The sequence below is a fragment of the Paracoccus contaminans genome (genome assembly GCF_002105555.1).
GTDB lineage: Bacteria > Pseudomonadota > Alphaproteobacteria > Rhodobacterales > Rhodobacteraceae > Paracoccus > Paracoccus contaminans.
In genome coordinates, this window is record NZ_CP020612.1 from 1,193,709 (window position 1) to 1,217,153 (window position 23,445).

Sequence of the window (23,445 nt, forward strand, 5' to 3'; positions counted from 1 at the left end):
CGCGAAACGCCCCTATGGCGCCGGCTCGACGGGCGCCAGCGTCCTGCCGCTGGCAGTCCAGCCCTCGACGCCCTGCGGGAACCAGCCCACCCGCGCATGGCCCCAAGCCAGGGCGCGCTTGGCGGCGTTCCAACCCATCCAGCAATCCGCCTTGCAGAAAAAGACCAGCGCCGCGCCCTTGTCGCCCCCCGTCAGCCGGTCAAGCGCATCGGCAAAGCGCCGCTCGTCCGCGGGCGAAAGCCGGTCATAGCCCATGCCGGCCAGCCATACCGCGCCGGGCAGGCTTTCATGGGGCGGCGCGCGCCACAGCGTGCCGGCCGGCAGGCCATCAGGCCGGCTGAGCGCGGGCAGCGCGTCGATCAGAACGGCACCCGCCTGCTGCCAGGCCGCCACCCCGGCCGCATCGAGGACCGTCGCACCGGCCAGGCTGTCGGGCACAGGCGCGCGATAGGGCTCGGACCGATAGCCCGCCGGCTCGGGCACCGAAGGGTCGGCCAGGGCCGTTACCGGCGCAGGGGCCAGCCCGGCAGCCAGCACCGCCAGCGGCCAGGCCATCCTCATGGTTTCAGCGCCTTGCCGTAATCATCGACCAGCGGCACGCCTGCCTCGCGCAGGATGCGGTCGATCTCGGGCTGGTTACGGCGGATCAGGCTGTTGAGCTGCCGCTTCCAGTCGTCCTCGCCGGGGCGCACGCCCATGGTGATGCGATAGAACAGACGGGGCGCGCCCTCTTCCCTCAGCAGCGGGGTGAACCGCAACGCCGGATCGTCCCTGACCAGCGGACCGGCCAGCGGGCCCCACAGCACGGCGGCATCCAGCATGCCGTCCCGCACGGCGCCCACCATGTCAGCCACGGGATTTTCCGTCCGCCGGTCAACATTCAGCTTTCCCCCGCGCATGTCGCGGGCCAGCCCTGCCCGCGCCATATGCGTGGCGGGCGGCGTGCCGGCGACCACCCCCAGATTGCGCCCATGCAGCGCAGGATCGGTGAGGCGGTCCACCGCAGCCAGCGGCCCGTCCCTGCGCGCCACGATGCCATAGACCGAGGTGTAGTAATGGTTGGTGTTCTGCACCAGCTCATCGCCCTGGGCATAGCCGATCACGACATCGCACAGCCCGGCCCGCAGCGTGCGGCGGACGAATCCCGGTCCCTGCGGGAACCAGCTGTATTCCAGCGGCAGGCCGAGCCGGTCCGCGATCAGCCGCGCCAGCTTGTTTTCGAACCCCGACCCGTCCTGCGCCGACATGGGGGCCGCGGCCGGATCGGCGCAGACGCGCAACGCCGTTGTCGAGCGCAGATCGGCCACCTGCGCCTGCGCCCCCGCCCCGATCAGCAGGGCAAGCGCCAAGCCGGCCGGCAGGGCCGCGCGCATCAGCCCTTCATGCAGGAATCTTCCTGCGCAATGAAGGCATCGGATTTGGCGGCCTTGCTGGCGGGCCGTCCACGCGGGATCGCGCCCGTGCCGCGCGCCAGAAGATAGCTGTAGATGTCATCGACATAGCACCAGACATTCTTGTTGGTGCCGAAGGCAGGCATGACTTGGTTGGCCTGACCCGTGCCGACATTCTGCTTGCCCGAGGCGACCGTCTGCTGGAACGCGTAATAGTCGATGGTGTTCACGACCGAGTTCTTGAGCGCGGGGGCATAGGTCGACCCTTCGCCATCCGGCCCATGGCAGACATGGCATTCCGAATGATAGCGGCGATAGCCCGAGAAACTGGCGAAATCCAGCGCGCCGTTCTCGATCTTGAAGGTCGGGATGTCGTCCTTGTTATACCAGCGCCCGTTTTCCATGTGGTCGGGCGTGATGTCCATGCCGCTGGGCAGGACGGGGCCGGGAACGACGGGTGCGGCGGTCTGCGCGGGGGCACCCCCGGCGGCGGCGTTGCCGGGCGCGCTTTGCGCAAGCGCGGGGATGGCCCCCGTCAGCGCGACAAGGCTGCCGATCGCCAATGCGCTGGCAAGGGCTGGAACGGTCATCGGTAATCTCTCCCTCAAGGTTGCGGCGGCGGCCCTGGCGACCGGCCGCGAAGCGGATGCCCCGAGAATGGCCTCGGGGCATCAGGCCTGCGCAGTCCTGCCCTCCGGCAGGGTCGGGGCATCAGTTCGACGGCTTGGCCGCGCCCTCGTTGGGCGAAACGGTGCCGACTTCCTTGGCGGTGCCCGCCGCCTCGCCGGGGGCCGGCGCGACAGGGTCCGAGGCCGCACCGCCCGCCGCCGGCACGGCGGCAGTGGCCGCGGGCACAGCGGCCGCCGGCGCGGGCGTGGCATCGGTGGCGGTGGTGCCGGCCTGGGCCGTGCGCTCGCCCGGCAGTTCGAACACTGTCAGCTGTCCGCCCAGGGCGGTATAGTCGGACAGGGCCGCATAGCCGCCCACAGCGCCCAGCCCTTCGCTCGGATTGGTCAGGCCTGCCGCAAGGCCGATGCCCGCCCAGCCGCCGACCCCGGACAGAACACCGACATACTGCTTGCCGCCATGTTCATAAGTCATGACGTTGCCGATGATCCCCGACGGGGTCTTGAAGCGGTAAAGCTCCTTGCCGGTTTCGGCATCGACGGCTTTGAGATACCCTTCGAGCGTGCCGTAGAACACGACATCGCCCGCCGTCGCCAGCGCCCCCGACCAGACCGAGAACTGTTCGGGCAACGACCACCTGATCTCGCCCTTGAGATTGTCCCAGGCGATGAAGTTGCCCATCCCGCCATGGCTGTTGGGGGCCGGATACATCGACAGCGTCGCGCCCACATAGGGCTGGCCGGCCGTATAGGCGACGCGGAAGGGTTCGTAATCCATGCAGACATGGTTGGTGGGGACATAGACCAGGTTCGTGCGCGGCGAGAAGGCCGAGGGCTGCTGGTCCTTGGTGCCCAGCGCCGAGGGGCAGACCCCGGTGGTGTTGGTGTCCTCGCCATTCTGCTGGGTGGAATACTGCGCGACCACCTGCGGGCGGCCATACTGATCCGACGCTGGGTCCATCACGACCTCGGTCGCCCAGTTGACGGCGGGATCGAATTTCTTGGCCAGCAGCAGCTCGCCCGTCTCGCGGTCCAGCGTATAGCCGAAGCCGTTGCGATCCATATGCGTTAGCAGCTTGCGCGGCGCCCCGTTGAAATCCTGATCGGTCAGGATCATCTCGTTCACGCCGTCATAATCCCATTCGTCATGCGGGGTCATCTGATAGACCCAGCGTGCCATGCCGGTATCGGCGTCGCGGGCAAAGATGGTCATCGACCAGCGGTTGTCGCCAGGGCGCTGGGAGGGGTTCCAGGTCGAGGGGTTGCCCGTGCCGTAATACATCAGGTTCAGCGCCGGATCATAGGCGAACCAGCCCCAGACCGAGCCGCCGCCGATCTTCCACTGATCCCCTTCCCAGGATTTCAGCGAACTGTCCTTGCCGACCGGCTTGCCCAGCGTGGTCGTCTTTTCCGGGTCCATCAGCATCTCGTCGTCGGGGCCGGTGGAATAGGCCTTCCAGGCGACCGAGCCGTCCTTGATGTTCAGCGCCGTCATGCGGCCCCGCACGCCGTATTCGCCGCCCGACACGCCGACCATCAGCTTGTCCTTGACCGGCATCGTGGTGGCGGTCAGCGTCTCGCCGATGGCGGCGTCGCCCACCTTGGTGGACCACTTGACCTCGCCCGTCTTGGCGTCCAGCGCCACGACCGTGGTATCGGCCTGCGACAGAAAGACCATGCCGTCGGCATAGGACACGCCGCGGTTCACCGTGTCGCAGCACATCACCGCGATCACGTTCGGATCCTGCTGGGGCTGATAGCGCCACAGGATCTTGCCGTCGTTGTTCAGGTCAAGCGCGAACAGGTTGTTGGGAAAGGGGGTGTGGACATACATGATGTCCCCGATGACCAGGGGCGATCCCTCATGCCCGCGCAGCACCCCGGTCGAAAAGGTCCAGGCAACGCGCATGTCGCCCACATTCGAGCGGTTGATCTGGTCCAGCGTCGAATAGCGCGTATTGGCGTAATCGCCGGTCTGGATCGCCCATTGGGCGGGGTTCTTGATCGCTTCGGTGACGCTGTCATTGGCCATCAGCGCCGAACTGGACACAAGGAGCGCCAGCGCCGCCCCCTTCAGAACGTGGGTCATCGGTTTCCTCCCATGGGTGCCGGCTGCGCCCTCTTCCCCTTGGCGCAGGGCCTCGAGCCAAGGCTTTGCCCAAGTCGGCCGTCCGTCAACATTCGCTGGCCGCTTGTCAGCGTAAAGTCTTAGCCCCGGGGGAATGGCCGGAAGGACCGGCCGGAAGGGCCTGCGCCGGCCTTCGCATCGGCGCATGGGAAAAGCCGCGCCCCCCAAGGGGAACGCGGCGCGGGGCCAGCCTTGATCCGTGGGTGAAAGCCGCCGTCAGGCCAGCCGCTCGGCATGCCACAGGACATGGTCGCGCATGAAGCTCTGCACGAACCAGTAGCTGTGGTCATAGCCCGGCTGCATGCGGAACATCCCCGCCTGCCGGCGCGCCACCATGGCATGGGCCAGCGCTTCGGGCCGCAGCAGGTCGAGGAACTGGTCGCTAGCCCCCTGGTCGATCAGCACCTCGCCGGGATAGCCGCGCATGGCCATCAGCAGCGAGGCATCATGGGCCGACCACGCCGCCCGGTCCTCGCCCAGATAGGCCGTGAACTGCTTGCGGCCCCAGTCGGATTCGGTCGGGTTGGCGATGGGCGCAAAGGCGGAAACGCTGCGATAGCGATCCGGGTGGGTCATGGCGATGGTCAGCGCGCCGTGCCCGCCCATGGAATGGCCGGTGATCCCCTGCGCCGCGGGGTCGAGCGGAAAGGCGTCCAGGACGAGGCCGGGCAATTCCTCGACCACATAGTCCCACATCCTGAAATGCGGCGACCATGGGGCCTGCGCGGCATTGACGTAAAAGCCCGCGCCCTGGCCCAGGTCATAGGCCGCGTCATCGGCGACGCCCTCGCCCCGCGGCGAGGTATCGGGAAAGACCAGCGCAAGCCCCGCCTCGGCCGCCCATTGCTGGGCGCCGGCCTTGGTCATGGCATTTTCATGCGTGCAAGTCAGGCCCGACAGATACCACAGCAGGGGGACGGGGCCGTCCTCGGCCTGGGGCGGCAGATAGACCGCGAAGGTCATATCGGTTCCGGTCGCGGCGCTGCGGTGGCGATAGACGCCCTGCACCCCGCCAAAACTGCGGTTCTCGGATATCGTTTCAAGGCTCATGGGGCTGCTCCGGCCAGGTTCTTGAACATCACCAGCGCATCGACATGGCCGAGCCGCGGATGGTCGAACGCGCCCGGCAGGCGGCCCACTACCCTGAACCCGGCCTTTTCCCAGCAACGGACGGCGTCGGCGTTGGTCGAGACGACGAAGTTGAACTGCATGGCCCGGAAGCCCCGGCCCCGTGCCCAGTCCTGAGCGTGCGTGACCATGGCCCGCGCCACGCCGCGCCCCCGCGCCTGCGGGTGGGTAGCAAAGCCGGCATTGGCGACATGCGCACCGCCGCCGCGCCAATTGGGGCCGACATGGCTGATGCCCAGCACCTGCCCGTCCAGCTCACCGACAAAGGCCGTGAAGGGAGGCGCGAGCCAGTCTGCCAGCGCCTCGTCGCGCCCGATGTCACGGGGCATGCAGTAGGTTTCCCCGGCGCGATACACCGGACCGAGGATCGTCCAGATGGCGTCGTGATCGCCCGGACCTGCCGGGCGGATCACCACATCCATGCTCACTTCAATTCATCCGCGCTGTGGATGACGCGGCCCAGCAGGCCGTAATCCAGCGCCTCCTGCGTGTTGAGCCAGAAATCGCGCTGAGTGTCCCTGGCGATCCGCTCGACCGGCTGGCCAGTGGCATCGGCAAAGATCTGGTTCAGCCGGTCGCGCATCAGGCGCACCTGTTCGGCCTGGATCATCATGTCCGACGAGGTGCCCCCGATCCCGCCCGAAGGCTGATGGATCAGAAAGCGCGTATTGGGCAGGCAGAAGCGGTTCTCGCGCGCGGCCCCGACGAAGATCAGCGCCCCGGCGCTGGCGACCCAGCCCGACCCGATGGTGCGGACGGTCGGCCGGATGAACTTGATCACGTCATGGATCATGTCACCCGATTCGACATGGCCACCGGGCGAGGAGATCAGCATGTTGATCGGCCGGTCGCTGTCCTCGGCCAGCGCCAGCAGATGCGAGACGGTGCGCTGCGCCAGCTTGTCGTTGATGGTGCCGGCGACAATCACGGTACGCGACTTGAAATACAGCTTGGCGATCTTGTCCCCGGCGGGCATCCCCAGCTCGCCCCCGCCTTCGTCGTCGTGGCGGCGATCCTCGCGCGGCTCGTCCTCTTCCTCGTCGTCGTCGTTCAGCAGGTGGGGCGGAAACGGGCGCAGCATGGGTCGTCCTTTCAGTGACACGGCGGGGAACCCCCCGCCGCAACCTTACCTAAGCATCCGTTGGCGATCAGTAAATGACGACCGACCGGATGGATTCGCCCGAATGCATCAGGTCGAAGCCCCGGTTGATGTCATCCAGCGGCATGGTGTGGGTGATCATCGGGTCGATCTCGATCTTGCCGTCCATGTACCAGTCCACGATGCGGGGCACGTCGGTCCGCCCGCGCGCGCCGCCGAAGGCCGATCCCTTCCAGACCCGGCCGGTGACCAGCTGGAACGGGCGGGTCGAGATCTCGGCCCCCGCGGGCGCCACGCCGATCACGATCGACTGGCCCCAGCCGCGATGCGCCGATTCCAGCGCCTGCCGCATGACGGTGACATTGCCGGTGCAATCGAAGGTATAGTCCGCGCCGCCGATCTGGTCGAAGGGCGTCCTGGTCAGGTTGATGATTTCCTGAACGACATTCTCGCATTCCTTGGGATTGATGAAATGGGTCATGCCGAAATGCTCGGCCATCGGCTTCTTTTCGGGGTTCAGATCGACGCCGATGATCATGTCCGCGCCGGCAAGCCGCAGGCCCTGGATCACGTTCAGACCGATCCCGCCCAGGCCGAAGACGACGGCCTTGGCGCCGATCTCGACCTTGGCGGTGTTGATGACGGCGCCGATGCCCGTCGTCACGCCGCAGCCGATATAGCAGATCTTGTCGAAGGGCGCGTCCTCGCGGACCTTGGCGACGGCGATCTCGGGCAGCACGGTGTAGTTCGAGAAGGTCGAGCAGCCCATGTAATGCATGATGGGCGTGCCATCGAGCATCGAAAAGCGGGTGGTCCCGTCCGGCATCAGCCCCTGGCCCTGAGTGGCGCGGATCGCCGTGCACAGGTTGGTCTTGCCCGACAGGCAGGACGCGCATTGGCGGCATTCGGGGGTATAGAGCGGGATCACGTGATCGCCCGGCTTGACAGAGGTCACGCCCGGTCCGACCTCGACCACCACGCCCGCGCCTTCATGCCCCAGGATCGAGGGGAAGATGCCTTCCGGGTCGGCGCCCGAGCGGGTGAAGTCGTCGGTGTGGCATATGCCGGTGGCCCTGATCTCCACCATGACCTCGCCGGCTTTCGGCCCCTCGAGGTTCACCTCCATGATTTCCAGCGGTTTGCCGGCTTGCAGGGCGACGGCGGCGCGGGTTCTCATCGTTTTCTCCTTTCGGCGGCCGCTCGGGCCGGATCATGGCAAAGGGGCCGGCGATGACCGGCCCCGGCTGCGCGCGCCAGGAAGGGCGGCTCAGACAGGCAGCGTGCCCAGCTTGCCCGATTTCCTGGCTGCATGGGCGGCGATCGCATCCATAAGGGGCGGCGACAACATGTCATAGGGTTCCAGGCCCAGTTCCCTCAGCCGCGCCCGTACATCCCCCATCCGCTGCGGATCAACACCCGATTCGATGATCGAGGACACGAAGGCGGCAAATTCCGGCGCGGACCAGCCGTCTTCCTCGGACAGTTCGGTATGGACGAAATCGAGCCCGTAAAACGGGTGGTCGGTGTTTTCGATCCGGCCATACATGTGTACGCCGCAGCCCGTGCAGGCATGGCGCCGGATCGGCGCGTCGCTGTTCACGATGTCGAGCTTGTCGGCGTTCTCGACGACCTCGACCGCATCGCGGCCGACCACGGCGATCTGGCTGAAGATCGCGCCCTCGGGCTTCCAGCACCTGGTGCAGCCGCAGACATGGTTATGCGCGACCTGCGCGCCGATGCGCACCCGGACAGGGTGATCCTTGCACCGGCAGGCCAGCATCCCCCCCGAAAAACCCGGCCTGCCCGTTCTTGCGCCGTCATTGACCGCGGGATGGATGTTCATGGCCGCCCCCCCCTTGCCGCTCTTGTCGCCGCCCTTGTCCCGGCCAGCTTGGCGGCCCCGCAGGCGAGCGGCAAGTCAGCGGAAGGTTGTATGGCCCCCTTTGCGGGCAGTGGCCTTCGCGCGCGAACCGGGCCATGCTGAACGCCAGCTTGAAGGAGCCTGCCGATGCTGCCATCCCGCCCGCCGATCCGCCCCGCGCTCTGGTTGATGCTGGGGCTTGCGCTGTCGGGCTGCGGCCTGGCCCGGCGCCAGAGCGAGCAGGACTGCATGATGCGCGCGATGTATTTCGAATCGAACCGCTCCAGCCGCGAGGGCATGATCGCCGTCGGAAGCGTGGTGATGAACCGCCTTCAGTCGGGAAAATACCCCCGTTCGGTCTGCGGCGTCGTCGGACAGCCCAGGCAGTTCGCGCCGGGCGTGCTGACGCGGCCGATGAAGGCGCGCGACATGCGCCTGGCGCAAGAGGCCGCGGCAGCGGTGCTGCGCGGCGAACGCCATCCCCGCATCGGGAATGCCATGTTCTTTCACCAGGCCGGGTTGCGCACGGGCTATGACAACGCGCACTATGTTCTCATTGCGGGGGGAAATGCTTTTTACGAACGGATCTGAACGATCGGCCGGGGGGCGCTGTCCCCATGCGAAGGGGATGGCCTGCGAGCCGAGTGCGCAGCATGCAACATAATTTATGTCGAACGCACCGGGAAACCTTCCCGCCGCCGCGATAAGCACCGCGCCATGACCCTTCTCTCTGGCCCGCTGCGGCGGACCCTGCATACCCCCGCTGGCCGCCAAGCTTCGCCCCCCCCAATGTCGGGGCGCATCGTGTGCATTTCCGATCATTGCGATACCGTGCCGCCCCATCCGGTGCATGCACCGGGCGCATCATGGGGCAGCGATGCGCTGGAAGGGCCGGTCCCCCGGGCCGATGTGCGCGTCACCGGCGGGTATCTGGAACGCCTGCCCCTGGCAGCCGTTGCCGCCGGGCTGACCCCGCGCGCCGAGATCTGGAGCTGGACGGGCACGGACGGGCGGGCGGACAGTGAAACCGGGCGGCCGCAAGGCACCCCGGACCCGGGGCGCCCCGGCCTGACGCGGCGGCTGTTCCGGGCGGATGGGCATCCCGCGCCCTATGGCTCGGCCGATGCGCTGGCGCATCTGGCGCGGACCGGCGCGCCCGACATCCTGTGCGTCTGGGGCATCGGTGTCGATTGCGCGCTGCTGGATGCCTGCGCGGGCTCGGTGCGCATCTATAATTCCATCGACGCCCCGGCGCTGCGCATCCCCGATGACGAGGCGGCGCGCTTTGACCTGTTCCTGACCGGCGCCGAATGGCAATCGGACGAGATCCGCGCCCGCGTGCCGGGCGCCCGGACGCTGGTCCTGCCGATCGGGCCGGAATTCGCCTCGGGCGACACGTTCTTTCCCACCGGCCAGCCCAAGGACCGGGACGTGGTCTATGTGGCCTGCACCCAGCCCTACAAGCGCCACAAGGTGCTGCTGGATGCGCTGGAACGGCTGCCGGGCACCACGGCGCTGCTGGTGGTCGGCTACGGGCATCTGACGGAAGCCATCCGCGAGGATGCCGCGCGGCGCGGCCTTGATGTCGAGATCGTCGGCCCGCTCAGCCATGACGAGGTCAATGTCCAGATCAACCGCGCCCGCGTGGGCGTCGTCTGCGGGCGCGATGACGGCGCGCCGGCGATCCTGACCGAATACATGCTGGCCGGCCTGCCGGTGCTGGCTAATGCCGGGCTGGTCTGCGGACGGCAATACATCACGCCCCAGACCGGGCTGGCCGCCGACGAGGGGGAAGGCTTTGCCGCGGCGCTGCGCCAGCTGCTGGACGGGGCCGGGCAGTATGACACCCGCAGGGCCGCGCTTGATCGCTGGGGCTGGCCTGCCTCCATCGCGCGACTTGGCGCGGAAATCGATGACATCCGCCGCGCGCAGGACGAAAAGGACGCCTGATGAACGACGCCACCCCACTTGAGGAAACGCCGGCCGTGGACATCGCCTGTCCGGTCCTGGCCGAGGGCCGTGCCGCAACGGCCCCGCTGATCTGCTTTTCACATCTGCGCTGGGACTTTGTCCTGCAGCGTCCCCAGCACCTGATCGGCCGCTTTGCCGCCCAGGGCCGGCGCGTGCTGTTCTGGGAAGAGGCGATTCCCACCACCCATCACCTGCCCTATCTGGAATTCCACGCCTTCGAGGGCACCTCGGTCCAGTCGGTGCGGCCCCGGGTTCCCGATCGCTGGTCGCCCGAGGACCAGGAGCGCGCGCTGCCGGGGCTGCTGGACCAGATGCTCGGCCTCACGGGGATCGAGCGTCCGGTGCTGTGGTTCTATACCCCGATGATGTGGCCGATCGCGCGGCATGTTGATGCGGCCGCCGTGGTCTATGACTGTATGGACGAGCTGTCGGCCTTCCGCTTTGCTCCGCCCGACCTTGTCTCGCGCGAGGCGCAGCTGATCGAGGCGGCCGATGTCGTCTTCACCGGCGGCTGGTCGATCTGGGAGGCCAAGCGCGACCGGCATGACAACATCCATGCCCTTCCGTCCAGCGTCGATGCGCCCCATTTCGCACAGGCGCGGGGCGGCCTGCCCGAGCCGGCCGATCAGGCCGGGATTGCGCGCCCGCGGCTGGGCTATTACGGCGTCATCGACGAACGGCTGGACCTGGGCCTGATCCGCGACATGGCCGCGGCGCGGCCCGATTGGCATATCGTCATGGTCGGCCCGGTCGCCAAGCTGTCGCCCGGCGATCTGCCGCAGGCAGCGAACATCCACTGGCTGGGCCAGAAATCCTATGGCGAACTGCCTGCCTATCTGGCCGGCTGGGATGTCGCCCTGATGCCCTTTGCCATCAACGAGGCGACGCGCTTCATCAGCCCGACCAAGACACCCGAATACCTGGCCGGGGGGCGGCAGGTGGTGTCCACCCCGGTGCGCGATGTGGTGCGCCATTACGGCGCCACCTCTGCCGTGCGCATCGCGGGCGATGCCGGGGGGTTCATCGCCGCCTGCGAGGCCGCGCTGGCTGCCAACGGGGCTGATGCGGAATGGCGCGGCGAGGCTGACCGGATGCTGGCCACGCAAAGCTGGGACACCACCTTCCACCACATGAGCCGCCTGGTGAACGAGGCGGCCCGCAGCCGGGCCGCCGGCCCCGCGCCCTCGGACCGCTTTCCGGCGCCGGGCATCCGCCGGGGCGCGCGCAAATATGACGTGACCGTCTGCGGCGCGGGTTTCGCCGGCGCGGTGCTGGCCGAACGCCTGGCCGAGGCTTCGGGCAAGCGGGTGCTGGTCGTGGACCGGCGCGATCATGTCGCGGGCAACGCCTATGACCATCTGGACGAGGCGGGCATCCTCGTCCACCGCTATGGCCCGCACATCTTTCACACCAACAGCGACGAGGTGGTGCGCTATCTGTCCCGCTTCACCGCCTGGCGGCCCTATGAACACCGGGTGCTGGCGCAGGTGGGGGACCGGCGGGTGCCCATGCCCATCAACCGCACGACGCTGAATGCGCTGTACGGCCTCGACATGTCGACCGATGCGGAAGCGGCGGCGTTCCTGGCCCGCCTGGCCGAGCCGGTCGCCGAGATCCGAACCGCGCGGGATGTGGTGGTGAATGCGGTCGGAACGCGGCTGTATGAGACGTTCTTCCAGGGCTATACGCGCAAGCAATGGGGGCTGGACCCCAGCCAGCTGGACAAGTCGGTGACGGCGCGGGTGCCCACCCGCACCTCGGACGACGACCGCTATTTCACCGACAGCTTCCAGGCGATGCCGCGCGAGGGTTTCACCCGCATGTTCGAGCGGATGCTGGACCATCCGAACATCGATCTGGCGCTGGGTGTGGATTTCCACGAATTGCCGGCGCAGGATCGCGGCGCGCTGACTGTCTATACCGGCCCGATCGACGCCTATTTCGGCCACCGCTTCGGCCCGCTGCCCTATCGCAGCCTTCAGTTCCGGCACGAAACCGTGGACAGGCGACGCTTTCAGGAGGTCGCTGTCGTCAACTATCCGGCCGAGGACGTGGCCTGGACGCGGATCACCGAATACAAGCATCTCACCGGGCAGGTGCATCCGCGCACGTCGATCACCTATGAAATCCCGTCGGATGAGGGCGAGCCCTACTATCCCATCCCGCGGCCCGAAAACCAGGCGCTGTTCAAGCGCTATGAGGCGCTGGCCGACGCCGAGCCGGACGTGATCTTCGCCGGCCGGCTGGGCAGCTATCGTTACTACAACATGGACCAGGTGGTCGGTCAGGCGCTGTCGGTCCACCGCCGGATGGCCGAACGGATGGCGGCCGGCGGGTCCGCAGGAACGATGGCCGCCCAGGATTGCTGACCCCTGACGCAAAGGTGGTTCTGGCCACGGACAGCCCCGACCCCTCCGGGGTCGGCCGGCACATGCTTGCCCTGGCCGCGGCTTTGGCGGCCCTGTATCCGGGCCTGCGCCTGCGGGTGCTGTTCCCCTGGCACCCCCCCGGCCTGGCGCTGGCGGCCGAGGCGCGGGCGCAGGGGCTGGTCGCCGGGGTCGTCCACGCAGGCAACTGGGAACGCGCCCTGCGCGGGGCGGCGCTGGTTCACGTCCATGCCGGCATCGGGTGGGAAGGGCACGGGATCGTCCGCGCCGCCCGCCGGGCCGGTGCGGCCGTGGTGCGGACCGAACACCTGCCATGGCTGATCACCGACGCGCATCAGCGCGCCGACTATGCCCATATGGTCCAGCAGGTCGATGCCGTGATCGCGGTGGGCCGGGGGGCAGCGCCCGGCTGGCGGCAGACCCTTGCCGGCATGGCGGGGCCGCGCCTGCCGCTGGCCTGCATTCCGAACGGAATCCCCGATCCGGGCACGCGGCATGACCCCGCGGGCGGGCAGACGATCCTGTGCGTTGCACGCTTCACGCCGCAGAAGGGGCACCGGACGCTGCTGTCCGCCTTTGCGCGGCTGCGCCGGACCCATCCGCAGGCGCGGCTGCAGCTTGCCGGCGACGGGCAGCTTGCCCCGCAGCTGAGGGCGCGGGCCGCGCGACTGGGGATCGCCGGCGCCGTCGATTTCCTGGGCACGCGCAGCGACGTGCCCGCGCTGATGGCCGCGGCCGACCTGCTGGTGCTGCCTTCGTCCTTCGAGGGGCTGCCGCTGGTCGTGCTTGAGGCGATGGCGGTGGGCACGCCAGTCGTGGCCACCCGCATCGGCGGCGTGATCGAGGCGCTTGGTCCCGATCACCCATGGCTGGTGCCCCCGGGCGATCCCTCTGCCCTGGCCGGGGCGCTGGCCAGGGCGCTGGATGACGTGCAGGGCCGCAAGGGGGCTGCAACCGCCGCGCGCGCGCGCTATGAGGCGTTCTACACGGCGACACGCATGGGCGAAGACACCGCCCGTATCTATGCCGCGGTCATGCGCGGCCAGAAAGGGACTGAACGAATGACAACTCGGCTTGGCTTTATCGGCGCGGGGGGCATCGCCCACCGGCACTTCGGCGTGCTGGAACAGATGCCCGATGTGCAGATCGTCGCGGTCGCCGACCCCGACGAAGGCCGCGCCCGCGAGGCGGCCGAGCGTTTCGGCGCGCAGTCCTTTGCCGGCCATGAGGCGATGCTGGAAGCGGTCGAGGTCGATGCCGTCTATATCTGCGTGCCGCCCTTTGCCCATGGCGATGCGGAACGGGCCTGCATCGCGCGCGGGCTGCCGTTCTTTGTCGAAAAGCCGCTGTCGCTGGACCTGTCGCTGGCCGAGGAGATCGCGGCCGAGGTGGAACGCGCCGGGCTGATCACCGCCGTCGGCTATCACTGGCGCTATCTCGACACGGTGGACGAAGCGCGCGCCATCCTGAAGGACAACCCGGCGCAGCTGATGACCGGCTTCTGGCTGGACCAGACGCCGCCGCCGCAATGGTGGTGGCGCGAGGATGCCTCGGGCGGGCAGGTGGTCGAGCAGGCCACCCACATCATCGACCTGGCGCGGTTCCTGTCGGGCGACGTGGCCGAGGTGTTCGGCCTGTCCACCCTGCGCGAGCGTCCCGATTTCCAGGGGCTGACGGTGCCCACCGCGACGACGGCCACGCTGCGCTTTGCCTCGGGGACCATCGCCAACCTGGCGGCGACCTGCCTTCTGCGCTGGAACCACCGGGTCGGCCTGCATGTCTTTGCCGATGCGCTGGCGATGGAGATCACCGACCACGACATCATGATCGACGTGGGCCAGGGGCGGCCCGTGCGCCATGCCGAGGGCGATCCCGTCTGGCGCGAGGACCGCGATTTCATCGACGCCGTGCAGGGCCGCGAAAACCGCATCCGCTGCCCCTATGCCGAGGCGCTGGAAACCCACCGTGTCGCGCTGGCCGTGTCGAAATCGGCCACCTCGGGCGAACTCGTGAAGATGGAGGTGCTGCGGTTGAACCCGCAGCCCTTTTTTCGCCAAGCCTCTGCGTAAGATCCCGACGCTGCCCCATCAGCACCGGCACATCCGCAGCCTCGGGATCGAACGCGAGAACGAGCCCTACTTCTTCGGCTATGACGAAGGTCCGGCAGGCGACGGGCAGGTCCGGCTGGACCTGATGTATACCGGCCTTTCGGCCGGGACCGAGCTGACCTTCATGAAGGGATCGAACCCCTATCTGCACAGCCGCTGGGACGACTGGCAGGGCGTCTTTGTTCCGGGCGAGCCGTCGGCGCGCTTTCCGGTCAATTTCCTCGGCTATATGGAAGTCGCCCGCGTCATCGACAGCCGCGCCCGCGGCTTTGCCTATGGCGACATCGTGGCGACGACCTTCGGCCACAAGACAGGCCATACCGCGAACCCGGGCCATGACCTGCTGCTGACAATGCCGGCCGGGATCGACCCGATGCTGGGCATCTTCGTCGCCCAGATGGGTCCGATCGCGGCGAACGGCATCCTGCATGCCGATGCCGAACAGTTCGGCGCCGCCGTGCCCGCCCTGGGCGCGGGGGTCGAAGGCCGGCCCGTGCTGGTCTGGGGCGGCGGCACCGTCGGGCTGTTCTGCGCGCTGTTCGCGCGCCAGGGCGGCGCGTCCGAGATCGTGGTCGTGGACCCCTCGCCCTGGCGGCAGGATCTGGCGCGGCGCATGGGTTTCGAGGCGATGGGCGAGGACGAGGCCTGGCGCCATGCGAAAGCCCGCTGGCACCACAAGGCCGGCGGACGCGGGGCCGAGATCGTGTTCCAGACCCGCGCCCATTCGGGCAGCCTGAACCTGTGCCTGCGGGCGCTGCGCCCGCAGGGGACGGTGATCGACCTGGCCTTCTATCAAGGGGGCATGGACGGCCTGCGCCTGGGCGAGGAGTTCCACCACAACGGCCTGTCGATCCGCTGCGCGCAGATCAACCGGATGCCCCGCCCGGTGGCGGCGGCATGGGACCAGCGCCGGCTGGCGCAGGAAACGCTGCGCCTGCTGGCGGCCGAGGGTGATCTGATCCGCCGCGAGATGATCACCCATGTCGTGCCCTATGACGAGGCGCCGGCCTTCCTGCGCCATCTGGTCCGGGACCGGCCCGAATTCCTGCAGGTCGTATTCCAGCATGACTGAGCACCAGCACCTGAACGAAGCCGACGCCGCCGCCGTCACCGCCCCGCCCCAGGGCGGGACAGTGCCGCTGCGCGAGCCGACCGAGCGTGAGCGCGAGGAAATGCGCGCCCTTGCCGCGCTGCATTCGGGCCGCATCCCCGAGCCGCATCCCGACGCCGGCAAAATCCGCATCCTGTGGGTCTTTGCCTGGCTGGTCGTGGGCGGCGAGGAAACCGAGGTCCGCCTGCTAGCGCAGAAGCTGGATCGCAGCCGCTATCGCATCGACGTGATTCCCTGTTTCCGCAAGCCCGGAATGCCCGACCAGAGCCACGAACAGCTGCGCGCGCTGGGAATCCACGTGGACACCACGGCCTATGGGCTGAGCTTCGGGGACACGATCGACTATCTGCGCCGCAAGCTGAACGGCGCGGATATCGTCATTTCGTCGCAGGACGTGGCGGATATCTATCCGGCGCTCGACCGGCTGGGCGTGCGCCCGCCGCTGATCGAACATGGCGGGCTGGTCCGCGAGGCCCTGTCCGGTCCCAAGCACCACACTGCGCGCTATGTCGGCGTGTGCGATTCGATCCGCGCGGCCGCGGCCGGACGGATGCCCGACCGGCCGCACCATGCCCTTGAAATCCCGTCCATGGTCGATCTGGCCGAGTTCGATCCTGCGGCGCGCGATCGCACGCGCGCGGCGCTGGGAATCGCGCCGGATCAGTGCCTGATCGGCTGGGTCGGCCGCCTGGACCGCAAGAAGCGGGTCGAGGATTTCATCGCCGCCGCCATGATCGTCGCGGGCGATGATCCGCAGGCGCGGTTCATCGTCGTGGGCGGCCCCGATGCCTTCATGCCCGAATATGCCGACGAGCTGCGCCATCTGGCCGCCCCGCTGGGCGAACGGATCATCTTTACCGGCGATCGCAAGGACGTGCCCGACCTGCTGATGGGGATGGACATGCTGTGCTGGCTGTCGCGCGGCGAGGGAATGCCCCATGTCATCGCGGAAGCAGGCGCGGCAGGGCTGCCGGTGATCGCCACGCCCGACAATGGCGCCTGCCAGCAGATCAGGGATGGCGAGACGGGCCTGTTCGTTCCGCACGAGGATCCCCCCGCCGTGGCGGCGGCGATCCGGCGCCTGCTTGCCGACCAGGGCCAGCGCCAGCGCCTGGGCCGCAGGCTGCGCACCCATGTCGAGGCGAGCTATTCGGCCGAAGCGGTCGTGCCGCAGTGGGAACGCCTGTTCGCCGAGGTGCTGGCCGAGCGCCGGCCGGCACCGCCACCCTCGACCTTTTCGAGTTTCGTGCTGGGGGGGTGGGAAAGCTCGACCCATCGGCGCCATGACGGGCGGCGGCTGGACGTGCTGGCGGCGACCGGGCACGACCGCCATGCCGCATCCGATTACCGGCAGCTTCAGCAGCACGGCATCCATGCCTGCCGCGACGGTATCCGCTGGCACCTGATCGAGCCGTCGCCGGGGCAATATGACTTTTCCAGCCTGACCCCGATGGTCGAGGCGGCCCGTGATACGGGCACGCAGATCGTGTGGGATCTGCTGCATTATGGCTGGCCGGACGATCTGGACATCTGGTCGCCGGCCTTCGTGAACCGCTTCGCCGCCATGGCCCGCGCCGCCGGCAACCATATCCGCAACCTCACCGACACGGTGCCGTTCTGGTGCCCTGTGAACGAGATCAGCTTCTTTTCCTGGGCCGGGGGGACGCGCGCTATCTGAACCCCTTTGCCGCCGGACGCGGCTACGAGCTGAAGGTCCAGCTTGCCCGCGCCTATCTGGCCGCCGCGGCCGAGCTGCGCGCGCTGGATCGCCGGGCACGGTTCCTGATGGCCGAGCCGCTGATCGCCATTCACCATGTCGGATGGAGCGGCCGGCCCCTGTGGGAGGCGCATGGCTGGCACGACGCCCAGTTCCAGGCCTTCGATCTCGTGTCGGGCCGGCTCTGGCCCCAGATCGGGGGGGGCGAGGAATGGCTCGACCTTGTCGGGGTGAACTACTACTTCAACAACCAGTGGATCCATGGCGGGCAGCCCGTTGACGTGGACGACGTGATCTATCGTCCCTTGTCGGACCTGCTGGTCGAGGTCGCCGCCCGCTATGATCGCCCGCTGATGGTGGCCGAAACCGGCACCGAGGGCATCAGGCGCGGGGCGTGGTTCGACTATGTCGCGGCCGAGACAGCGCGGGCGCGCCAGAGGGGCGCCCCTGTAGAGGGGATCTGCCTTTACCCCATCGCCGAGCATCCAGGCTGGGACGATGACCGGATGTGCCCCAATGGCCTGCTTGGCCCCCATGTCGAACAGGGCGGGCGGTCGGTGGACGAATGGCTGGCAAAGGCCATCGCCGGCCGCGTGGGCTGAGCGCCTAGGGCAGCACGAAGCCCGTCAGCCTGCCGTCCTGCCACAGCAGCAGGTCGGCAGCCGGGCTGCTTTCGATGGCGCTGGGGGCGCCCATGACGCGGGCGGGATTGGTGATGGCCAGCCGCAGGGCATCCTCGAAGGCCAGCCCGATCACATGGACAAGCCGGGCAACGCCTTCGGCCATGGTGGTATGAGCGCCGGCGAGGTTTCCTTCGTCATTGACGAGCCGGCCCCCGGCCAGCCGTACCCATCGCCCGTAAAGCTGGAAAGCATCCGGCCCGCCAACCGTCGGCATGGCGTCCGAAACGATATGGCTGCGCCCGACCCCATGAACGGCCAGCGCCAGCCGCAGCATCGCATCGCTGACATGCACGCCGTCGCAGATCATGCCCATGTCCGCGCCCGAGAGGATGGCGCTGCCCACCATGCCCGGCTCTCGGCCGGTCATCTGTGACATGGCATTGTAAAGATGCGTGAAGTTGCTGGCGCCGGCATCCAGCGCGGCCTGCACCTGATCCGCCGTTGCATCGCTGTGGCCAAGCGACACCGTCACGCCGGCGGCGGCAAGGCGGGCAATCTGTGCAGGGCGTGCCATTTCGGGCGCAAGGGTCAGCAGAACGGGGATGCCGCGTCCGCACAGGCCTTCGGCCAAGGCGATGGTGCGCTCATCCAACGGGCGGATGAAGCGGCCGTCATGGGTGCCGCGCCGGGCAGGGCTGATATGCGGCCCTTCGAGATGCAGGCCGAGCAGACCGGGGGTGCCCCAAGCCGCGATGACCGCCGCTGCCGCTGCCTCGGCCCCCTCGGGCGCATCGGTGATGAGAGTGGGCAGCAGGCGGGTGGTTCCGAAACGCCGATGCGCCGCGATGATGGCGGCGATGCCTTCGGGCGTCGGCGAGGCGTTCAGCAGCACCCCGCCGCCCCCGTTGACCTGAAGATCGACGAGGCCCGGCGTGACGATCCCGGCCATGCGCCTGTGGCCCCCGTTTGCCGGAACGATCCGCACCGCGCCGCCGGACAGGTCAAGGGCCAGTCCGGGCCGCAGCCGCTCGCCATCGAAAACCGCATCGGGCAGGATGGTTGCGGCTGTGCCCGAGGCCGGCAAGTTCAGCCCGCGCCGCCCGGCAGCGAGGAAACCCCCACCTGCGCCGCGCGCAACAGCCGGTCATGCAGCATGAAGCCGTTGGACATGACCTGGATGATGTCGCCCGCCACGGTGTTCGGCACGGGCGCCTCGAACATCGCCTCGTGGCTTTGCGGATCGAAGCGGTCGCCGACCTGCGGGACGATGACCTTGATCCCATGGCGGGCAAAGACGTTCTGCAATTCGCGCAGCGTCAGCTCCACCCCTTCGATCAGCTGGGGGGCCGCGGAACGTTCGGCGCCGGCCGCGTCGATGGCCCGGCTGAGCGCGTCATAGACGGGCAGCAGGTCGCGCGCCAGCTTTGAGCCGCCGTAGTTTTCCGCCTCGCGCCGATCCTTGTCAGCCCGCTTGCGCGCGTTTTCCGCATCGGCCAGCGCCCGCATGAAACGGTCACGATAATCATCCCGTTCGGCCGCCAGCGCGCTGAGCGCATCGGCATCGGCCTGACCGGGCAGTTCGGCCATCATGTCGTCCTGCACCGGAACATCGGTCAGGTCGGCGGGGTTTGTCGCGTCGTTCATCGTCTCATCCTTTCCGGTCGGACAGCACCCGACCGACGAGTTGGGCGGTGTAATCCACGATCGGGACGATCCGTCCGTAATTGAGCCGGGTCGGCCCGATCACGCCAACAGCGCCCACGATCTTTCGGTCAGCGTTCATATAGGATGAAACGACGAGAGAGGAACCGGAAAGTGAGAAAAGCTCGTTTTCCGATCCGATGAAAATCCGTACCCCTTCCGCCTCTTCGGCGAGTTCGAGGAAGCGGGCGATGTCGCGCTTTCGTTCAAGATCGTCAAAGAGGCTGCGCACCCGGTCGAGATCGGCTGCCTCGTGATCGAGAAGATTGGCGCGTCCGCGCACGATCAGCCGGGGATCGGATGCCGCATCCTCCCATTGGGCAAGGCCGGCCTGGGCAAGCTGCGCGGCGAGGCTGTCGAGCTTGCGGCGGTCGGCGGCGATATGGTCGGCCAGATCGCGCCGCAGCTCGGACAGGGTCCGGCCCGCCGCGCGCGCGGACAGGTAGTTGCCCGCCTCGCGCAGCGAACCGGGTGTCTGTCCGGGCGGGGGAGCGAACAGGCGGTTTTCCACCCGCCCATCGGCCAGAACGAGGATGACCAATGCCCGGTCGGGGGCGAGGCTGACAAACTCGATGTGATGAACCGGCGCTTCTTCCTGGCGGGGCATCAGGACGACAGAGGCCCCGCGGGTCAGCATCGAAAGCGCGGTCGAGACGCGGTCGAGCAATGCCCCCGTATCCCTTGCCGTGTTACCCACGATATCGACGATCATGGCCCTGTCCTCGGGGCCGATCGGGCCGGCCTCCATCAGCCCGTCCACGAACATGCGCAGGCCCAGCTGGGTGGGAAAGCGGCCCGCGGAGACATGGGGGCTTTCCAGAAGCCCCATCAGTTCAAGATCCTGCATGACATTGCGGATCGTCGCGGCGGATACGGACATGCCGCGGGTCAGCGTGCGCGAGCCGACCGGCTCGCCGTTTTCCAGATACATTTCAACTACGCGGCGAAAGATTTCGCGCGAGCGGTCATTCAGATCGGCCAGCAGGTTGGGTCCGGGCATTCGGGTTGCGATGTGGGGCACGGGGCCTGTATCTGACGGATAGCAAAAAGCCCCTTCGCGGGCCAGAAAGGACCACCTCATGCGACCCTCAGGCCGGAAGTTAAGCGAGTTGCGACCGATTTCAATCGAAACCGGCGTGATGAGCCATGCAGAGGGATCGTGCCTGGTCCGCATCGGCGGAACCCATGTGCTGTGTTCGGCATCAGTCGAGGACAAGCCGCCGCCCTTTCTGCGCGGCACCGGGCAGGGCTGGGTGACGGCGGAATATGGCATGCTGCCGCGGGCGACCCATACCCGCAACCGGCGCGAGGCGGCGTCGGGCAAGCAGTCCGGCCGCACGCAGGAGATCCAGAGGCTTGTGGGGCGGGCCTTGCGCGCCGGCGTGGATCGCCAGGCGCTGGGAGAGCGGCAGATCGTCATCGACTGCGACGTGATCCAGGCTGATGGCGGAACCCGCTGTGCGGCCATCACCGGCGGATGGGTGGCGCTGCGCCTGGCCGTCAACCGCCTGCTTGAGGCCCGCCTGTTGACCAGTGATCCCATCATCGATCATGTCGCGGCGGTCAGTTGCGGGATCTATGCCGGGCAGCCGGTGCTGGATCTCGATTATGCCGAGGACAGCGCCGCTGGGACGGACGGGAATTTTGTCCTGACCGGCGCGGGTCGGCTGGTCGAGATCCAGATGTCGGCCGAGGGGGCAGCCTTCACGAGGACCGAGATGGAGTCGCTGCTGGATCTGGCCGAGGCGGGCCTTGCCCAGCTGGTGGCCGCGCAGAAGGCGGCCGTCGCATGAGGCGCCTGAGCGAAGGCAGGCTGCTGGTGGCGACCCACAATGCCGGCAAGCTGGAGGAGATGCGGGCGCTGCTTGCCCCTGCGGGTGTCGAGGTCATCGGCGCAGCTGAACTGGGCCTGCAAGCGCCCGCCGAAACCGAGGACAGCTTTGTCGGCAATGCCCGGATCAAGGCGAAGGCTGCGATGGCGGCAACCGGGCTGCCGGTGCTGGCCGATGACAGCGGCATTACCGTTGATGGCCTGGATGGCGCACCTGGGGTTCATACGGCCGACTGGGCCGAAACGGAACATGGACGCGATTTCATGCAGGCGATGAGCCGGACCTGGGCCGCACTGGAGGCGAAAGCCGTGCCCGAGCCGCGCAGGGCGCAATTTCGCGCCACGCTGCTGGTCTTGTGGCCGGATGGCGAGGAAGCGGTGTTCGAGGGTGTCGCGCCCGGCCGTCTGGTCTGGCCGCCGCGCGGCGCACTGGGGCACGGCTATGATCCGATCTTCGTGCCAGACGGGCATGAGCGCACCTATGCCGAAATGAGCGCCGACGAAAAGAATGTCATCAGCCATCGTGCGATGGCTGTGCGCTTGCTGCAGGAGGCGCTGACCTGACCGCCCTGGCCCCGCCAAGCACGCGCCCGGACAGGGCCAGCGTCGAGGACTGGCAGGCGGGGGGCTTTGCCCTTTACGTGCATTGGCCCTTCTGCACCTCGAAATGCCCCTATTGCGATTTCAACAGCCATGTTGCTGCCGCGATCGACCAGTCTGCCTGGCTAGCGGCCTTTCGGGGCGAGATCCGGCGGGCAGCCGCGGAAACGCCCGGACGGGTGCTGCGCAGCATCTTTTTTGGCGGGGGAACCCCGTCCTTGATGGACCCGGACGTGGTCGCGGGCGTGATCGAGGAAGCCGCCTTGGCATGGCGGTTTGCCAATGACATCGAGATCACGTTGGAGGCCAATCCGGGCAGCGTCGAACAGGGCCGCTTTCGGGCCTATGCTGGCGCGGGGGTCAACAGGCTGTCCATGGGGGTGCAGGCGCTGAATGACGAGGACTTGCGCCGCCTGGGACGGCTGCACAGCGTTGCCGATGCCCAAGCTGCCTTTGACATTGCGCGGGCGCAGTTTAGCCGCGTCAGCTTTGACCTGATCTATGGCCGCCAGCATCAGAGCCGCGCAGCTTGGCGGCAGGAACTGCGCCAGGCCCTTGGGATGGCGGTGGATCACCTGTCCCTTTACCAGCTGACGATCGAGGATGGGACGGCTTTCGGGGCTCGTGCCGCTGCGGGCAAGCTGGCCGGCCTGCCATGCGACGATCTTGCAGCGGACATGTATCTGGACACGCAGGAGATCTGCGCGGCGGCCGGATTGCCTGCCTATGAAATATCCAACCATGCCGCGCCTGAGGCAGAGTCGCGCCACAACCTTGTCTATTGGCGGCAAGGCGACTGGGTCGGGATCGGGCCTGGCGCGCATGGCCGGCTTACGCTGCATGGCGGGATGCGCCATGCCACCGAAGCGATCCGTGCCCCATCGGCCTGGCTGGCGGCAGCCCTGCAGGGGTCGGGAGAAATGCCGCGCCACGCCATCCCCCTGAACGAACAGGCAATAGAATATCTGCTGATGTCGCTTCGCCTGTCCGAGGGCATGGACATGAGCCGCCACGCCGCCTTGGCCGGAAAGGCGCTGGATCAAGGCGCGCTTGCCGATCTTGCCGGCATGGGGCTGATCGTCGTTGAAGGGGAACGGCTGAGAGTCACGCCCGCCGGGCGGCCGGTCCTGAACGCGATCCTCAGGGCGCTTGCCTGAGGAGGC

General features: G+C 68.0%; 22 protein-coding genes. 10 read left to right on the plus strand and 12 right to left on the minus strand.

Annotated features, from left to right (window positions below; all coding sequences use genetic code 11):
* Nucleotides 1-12: 12 nt before the first annotated feature.
* From B0A89_RS05615 to gfa, 9 genes are all read right to left on the minus strand, one after another.
* Nucleotides 13-561 carry a rhodanese-like domain-containing protein gene (locus B0A89_RS05615; RefSeq protein ID WP_085377291.1) on the minus strand — a complete coding sequence of 183 codons (549 nt, stop codon included), beginning with the start codon at nt 559-561 and terminating at the stop codon, nt 13-15.
* Entirely contained in the window at nt 558-1,373 is an 816-nt protein-coding gene (locus tag B0A89_RS05620; RefSeq protein WP_157115256.1) for a quinoprotein dehydrogenase-associated putative ABC transporter substrate-binding protein, read from the minus strand. The genes B0A89_RS05615 and B0A89_RS05620 overlap by 4 nt, the downstream gene beginning before the upstream one ends.
* Complete coding sequence (locus B0A89_RS05625) at nt 1,373-1,981, minus strand: c-type cytochrome, methanol metabolism-related (RefSeq protein ID WP_085377293.1); 609 nt, start codon at nt 1,979-1,981, stop codon at nt 1,373-1,375. Before B0A89_RS05625 ends, B0A89_RS05620 begins: the two co-directional genes overlap by 1 nt.
* 121 nt (nt 1,982-2,102) lie before the next feature.
* Entirely contained in the window at nt 2,103-4,106 is a 2,004-nt protein-coding gene (locus B0A89_RS05630) for a methanol/ethanol family PQQ-dependent dehydrogenase (protein WP_085377294.1), read from the minus strand.
* Nucleotides 4,107-4,361: 255 nt separating this feature from the next.
* The gene (gene fghA / locus B0A89_RS05635) at nt 4,362-5,195 is read right to left on the minus strand and encodes an S-formylglutathione hydrolase (protein WP_085377295.1); all 834 of its coding nucleotides are present in this window, start codon (nt 5,193-5,195) and stop codon (nt 4,362-4,364) included.
* Nucleotides 5,192-5,695, minus strand: coding sequence for a GNAT family N-acetyltransferase (locus tag B0A89_RS05640; protein ID WP_085377296.1), 504 nt, complete (start codon nt 5,693-5,695; stop codon nt 5,192-5,194). Before B0A89_RS05640 ends, fghA begins: the two co-directional genes overlap by 4 nt.
* Before the next feature lie 2 nt (nt 5,696-5,697).
* Entirely contained in the window at nt 5,698-6,354 is a 657-nt protein-coding gene (locus B0A89_RS05645; protein WP_085377297.1) for an ATP-dependent Clp protease proteolytic subunit, read from the minus strand.
* Between the two features lie 67 nt (nt 6,355-6,421).
* Entirely contained in the window at nt 6,422-7,549 is a 1,128-nt protein-coding gene (locus B0A89_RS05650; RefSeq protein ID WP_085377298.1) for an S-(hydroxymethyl)glutathione dehydrogenase/class III alcohol dehydrogenase, read from the minus strand.
* A gap of 90 nt (nt 7,550-7,639) precedes the next feature.
* Nucleotides 7,640-8,215 (minus strand): S-(hydroxymethyl)glutathione synthase, encoded by a 576-nt coding sequence (gfa, locus tag B0A89_RS05655; protein ID WP_085377299.1) that lies wholly within the window; start codon nt 8,213-8,215, stop codon nt 7,640-7,642.
* Between the two features lie 165 nt (nt 8,216-8,380).
* Between gfa and B0A89_RS05660 the strand changes: the two genes are divergently transcribed.
* The 7 genes from B0A89_RS05660 (at nt 8,381) to B0A89_RS14945 (ending at nt 18,129) form a co-directional block, all read left to right on the plus strand.
* Nucleotides 8,381-8,824, plus strand: coding sequence for a cell wall hydrolase (locus tag B0A89_RS05660; RefSeq protein WP_085377300.1), 444 nt, complete (start codon nt 8,381-8,383; stop codon nt 8,822-8,824).
* A gap of 198 nt (nt 8,825-9,022) precedes the next feature.
* On the plus strand, nt 9,023-10,183 hold the full coding sequence (locus tag B0A89_RS05665) for a glycosyltransferase family 4 protein (RefSeq protein ID WP_085377301.1): 1,161 nt from the start codon (nt 9,023-9,025) through the stop codon (nt 10,181-10,183).
* Nucleotides 10,183-12,573, plus strand: a complete 2,391-nt coding sequence (gene glf, locus B0A89_RS05670) for a UDP-galactopyranose mutase (protein WP_085377302.1) — start codon at nt 10,183-10,185, stop codon at nt 12,571-12,573. Before B0A89_RS05665 ends, glf begins: the two co-directional genes overlap by 1 nt.
* 14 nt (nt 12,574-12,587) lie before the next feature.
* Complete coding sequence (locus B0A89_RS14935) at nt 12,588-14,660, plus strand: glycosyltransferase (protein ID WP_205949781.1); 2,073 nt, start codon at nt 12,588-12,590, stop codon at nt 14,658-14,660.
* Between the two features lie 124 nt (nt 14,661-14,784).
* Entirely contained in the window at nt 14,785-15,771 is a 987-nt protein-coding gene (locus tag B0A89_RS14940) for a zinc-dependent alcohol dehydrogenase (RefSeq protein WP_205949782.1), read from the plus strand.
* Complete coding sequence (locus tag B0A89_RS05680; RefSeq protein WP_205949783.1) at nt 15,764-17,488, plus strand: glycosyltransferase family 4 protein; 1,725 nt, start codon at nt 15,764-15,766, stop codon at nt 17,486-17,488. Before B0A89_RS14940 ends, B0A89_RS05680 begins: the two co-directional genes overlap by 8 nt.
* On the plus strand, nt 17,431-18,129 hold the full coding sequence (locus B0A89_RS14945; RefSeq protein WP_205949784.1) for a hypothetical protein: 699 nt from the start codon (nt 17,431-17,433) through the stop codon (nt 18,127-18,129). The genes B0A89_RS05680 and B0A89_RS14945 overlap by 58 nt, the downstream gene beginning before the upstream one ends.
* Before the next feature lie 4 nt (nt 18,130-18,133).
* Here B0A89_RS14945 and B0A89_RS05685 read toward each other — a convergent pair whose 3' ends face one another.
* The 3 genes from B0A89_RS05685 to hrcA are packed head-to-tail and all read right to left on the minus strand — an operon-like array spanning nt 18,134 to nt 20,851.
* The gene (locus tag B0A89_RS05685) at nt 18,134-19,234 is read right to left on the minus strand and encodes an N-acetylglucosamine-6-phosphate deacetylase (protein WP_157115257.1); all 1,101 of its coding nucleotides are present in this window, start codon (nt 19,232-19,234) and stop codon (nt 18,134-18,136) included.
* A gap of 2 nt (nt 19,235-19,236) precedes the next feature.
* Nucleotides 19,237-19,740, minus strand: coding sequence for a nucleotide exchange factor GrpE (locus B0A89_RS05690; protein WP_240558681.1), 504 nt, complete (start codon nt 19,738-19,740; stop codon nt 19,237-19,239).
* 58 nt (nt 19,741-19,798) lie between these two features.
* Entirely contained in the window at nt 19,799-20,851 is a 1,053-nt protein-coding gene (hrcA, locus tag B0A89_RS05695) for a heat-inducible transcriptional repressor HrcA (protein WP_085377304.1), read from the minus strand.
* Between the two features lie 79 nt (nt 20,852-20,930).
* On the opposite strand from hrcA, the gene rph reads away from it, so the two are divergent.
* The 3 genes from rph to hemW are packed head-to-tail and all read left to right on the plus strand — an operon-like array spanning nt 20,931 to nt 23,439.
* The gene (gene rph / locus B0A89_RS05700) at nt 20,931-21,644 is read left to right on the plus strand and encodes a ribonuclease PH (protein ID WP_085377305.1); all 714 of its coding nucleotides are present in this window, start codon (nt 20,931-20,933) and stop codon (nt 21,642-21,644) included.
* Nucleotides 21,641-22,246, plus strand: a complete 606-nt coding sequence (rdgB, locus tag B0A89_RS05705; RefSeq protein WP_085377306.1) for an RdgB/HAM1 family non-canonical purine NTP pyrophosphatase — start codon at nt 21,641-21,643, stop codon at nt 22,244-22,246. The genes rph and rdgB overlap by 4 nt, the downstream gene beginning before the upstream one ends.
* A complete protein-coding gene (gene hemW / locus B0A89_RS05710; protein WP_420814434.1) occupies nt 22,243-23,439 on the plus strand; it encodes a radical SAM family heme chaperone HemW in 1,197 nt (398 codons plus the stop codon). Before rdgB ends, hemW begins: the two co-directional genes overlap by 4 nt.
* Nucleotides 23,440-23,445: the final 6 nt, after the last annotated feature.

Excerpts from the sequence above, each read along its gene's own strand:
- B0A89_RS05615 (WP_085377291.1), bottom strand. The coding sequence starts at position 561 with ATGAGGATGGCCTGGCCGCTGGCGGTGCTGGCTGCCGGGCTGGCCCCT.
- B0A89_RS05640 (WP_085377296.1), bottom strand. The coding sequence starts at position 5,695 with ATGGATGTGGTGATCCGCCCGGCAGGTCCGGGCGATCACGACGCCATC.
- hrcA (WP_085377304.1), bottom strand. The coding sequence starts at position 20,851 with ATGCCCGGACCCAACCTGCTGGCCGATCTGAATGACCGCTCGCGCGAA.
- B0A89_RS05650 (WP_085377298.1), bottom strand. The coding sequence starts at position 7,549 with ATGAGAACCCGCGCCGCCGTCGCCCTGCAAGCCGGCAAACCGCTGGAA.
- B0A89_RS05620 (WP_157115256.1), bottom strand. The coding sequence starts at position 1,373 with ATGCGCGCGGCCCTGCCGGCCGGCTTGGCGCTTGCCCTGCTGATCGGG.
- B0A89_RS05690 (WP_240558681.1), bottom strand. The coding sequence starts at position 19,740 with ATGATGGCCGAACTGCCCGGTCAGGCCGATGCCGATGCGCTCAGCGCG.
- fghA (WP_085377295.1), bottom strand. The coding sequence starts at position 5,195 with ATGAGCCTTGAAACGATATCCGAGAACCGCAGTTTTGGCGGGGTGCAG.
- B0A89_RS14940 (WP_205949782.1), top strand. The coding sequence starts at position 14,785 with ATGTATACCGGCCTTTCGGCCGGGACCGAGCTGACCTTCATGAAGGGA.
- B0A89_RS05630 (WP_085377294.1), bottom strand. The coding sequence starts at position 4,106 with ATGACCCACGTTCTGAAGGGGGCGGCGCTGGCGCTCCTTGTGTCCAGT.
- glf (WP_085377302.1), top strand. The coding sequence starts at position 10,183 with ATGAACGACGCCACCCCACTTGAGGAAACGCCGGCCGTGGACATCGCC.
- B0A89_RS05625 (WP_085377293.1), bottom strand. The coding sequence starts at position 1,981 with ATGACCGTTCCAGCCCTTGCCAGCGCATTGGCGATCGGCAGCCTTGTC.
- B0A89_RS05660 (WP_085377300.1), top strand. The coding sequence starts at position 8,381 with ATGCTGCCATCCCGCCCGCCGATCCGCCCCGCGCTCTGGTTGATGCTG.
- B0A89_RS05645 (WP_085377297.1), bottom strand. The coding sequence starts at position 6,354 with ATGCTGCGCCCGTTTCCGCCCCACCTGCTGAACGACGACGACGAGGAA.
- gfa (WP_085377299.1), bottom strand. The coding sequence starts at position 8,215 with ATGAACATCCATCCCGCGGTCAATGACGGCGCAAGAACGGGCAGGCCG.
- rdgB (WP_085377306.1), top strand. The coding sequence starts at position 21,641 with ATGAGGCGCCTGAGCGAAGGCAGGCTGCTGGTGGCGACCCACAATGCC.
- rph (WP_085377305.1), top strand. The coding sequence starts at position 20,931 with ATGCGACCCTCAGGCCGGAAGTTAAGCGAGTTGCGACCGATTTCAATC.
- B0A89_RS05680 (WP_205949783.1), top strand. The coding sequence starts at position 15,764 with ATGACTGAGCACCAGCACCTGAACGAAGCCGACGCCGCCGCCGTCACC.
- B0A89_RS05665 (WP_085377301.1), top strand. The coding sequence starts at position 9,023 with ATGTCGGGGCGCATCGTGTGCATTTCCGATCATTGCGATACCGTGCCG.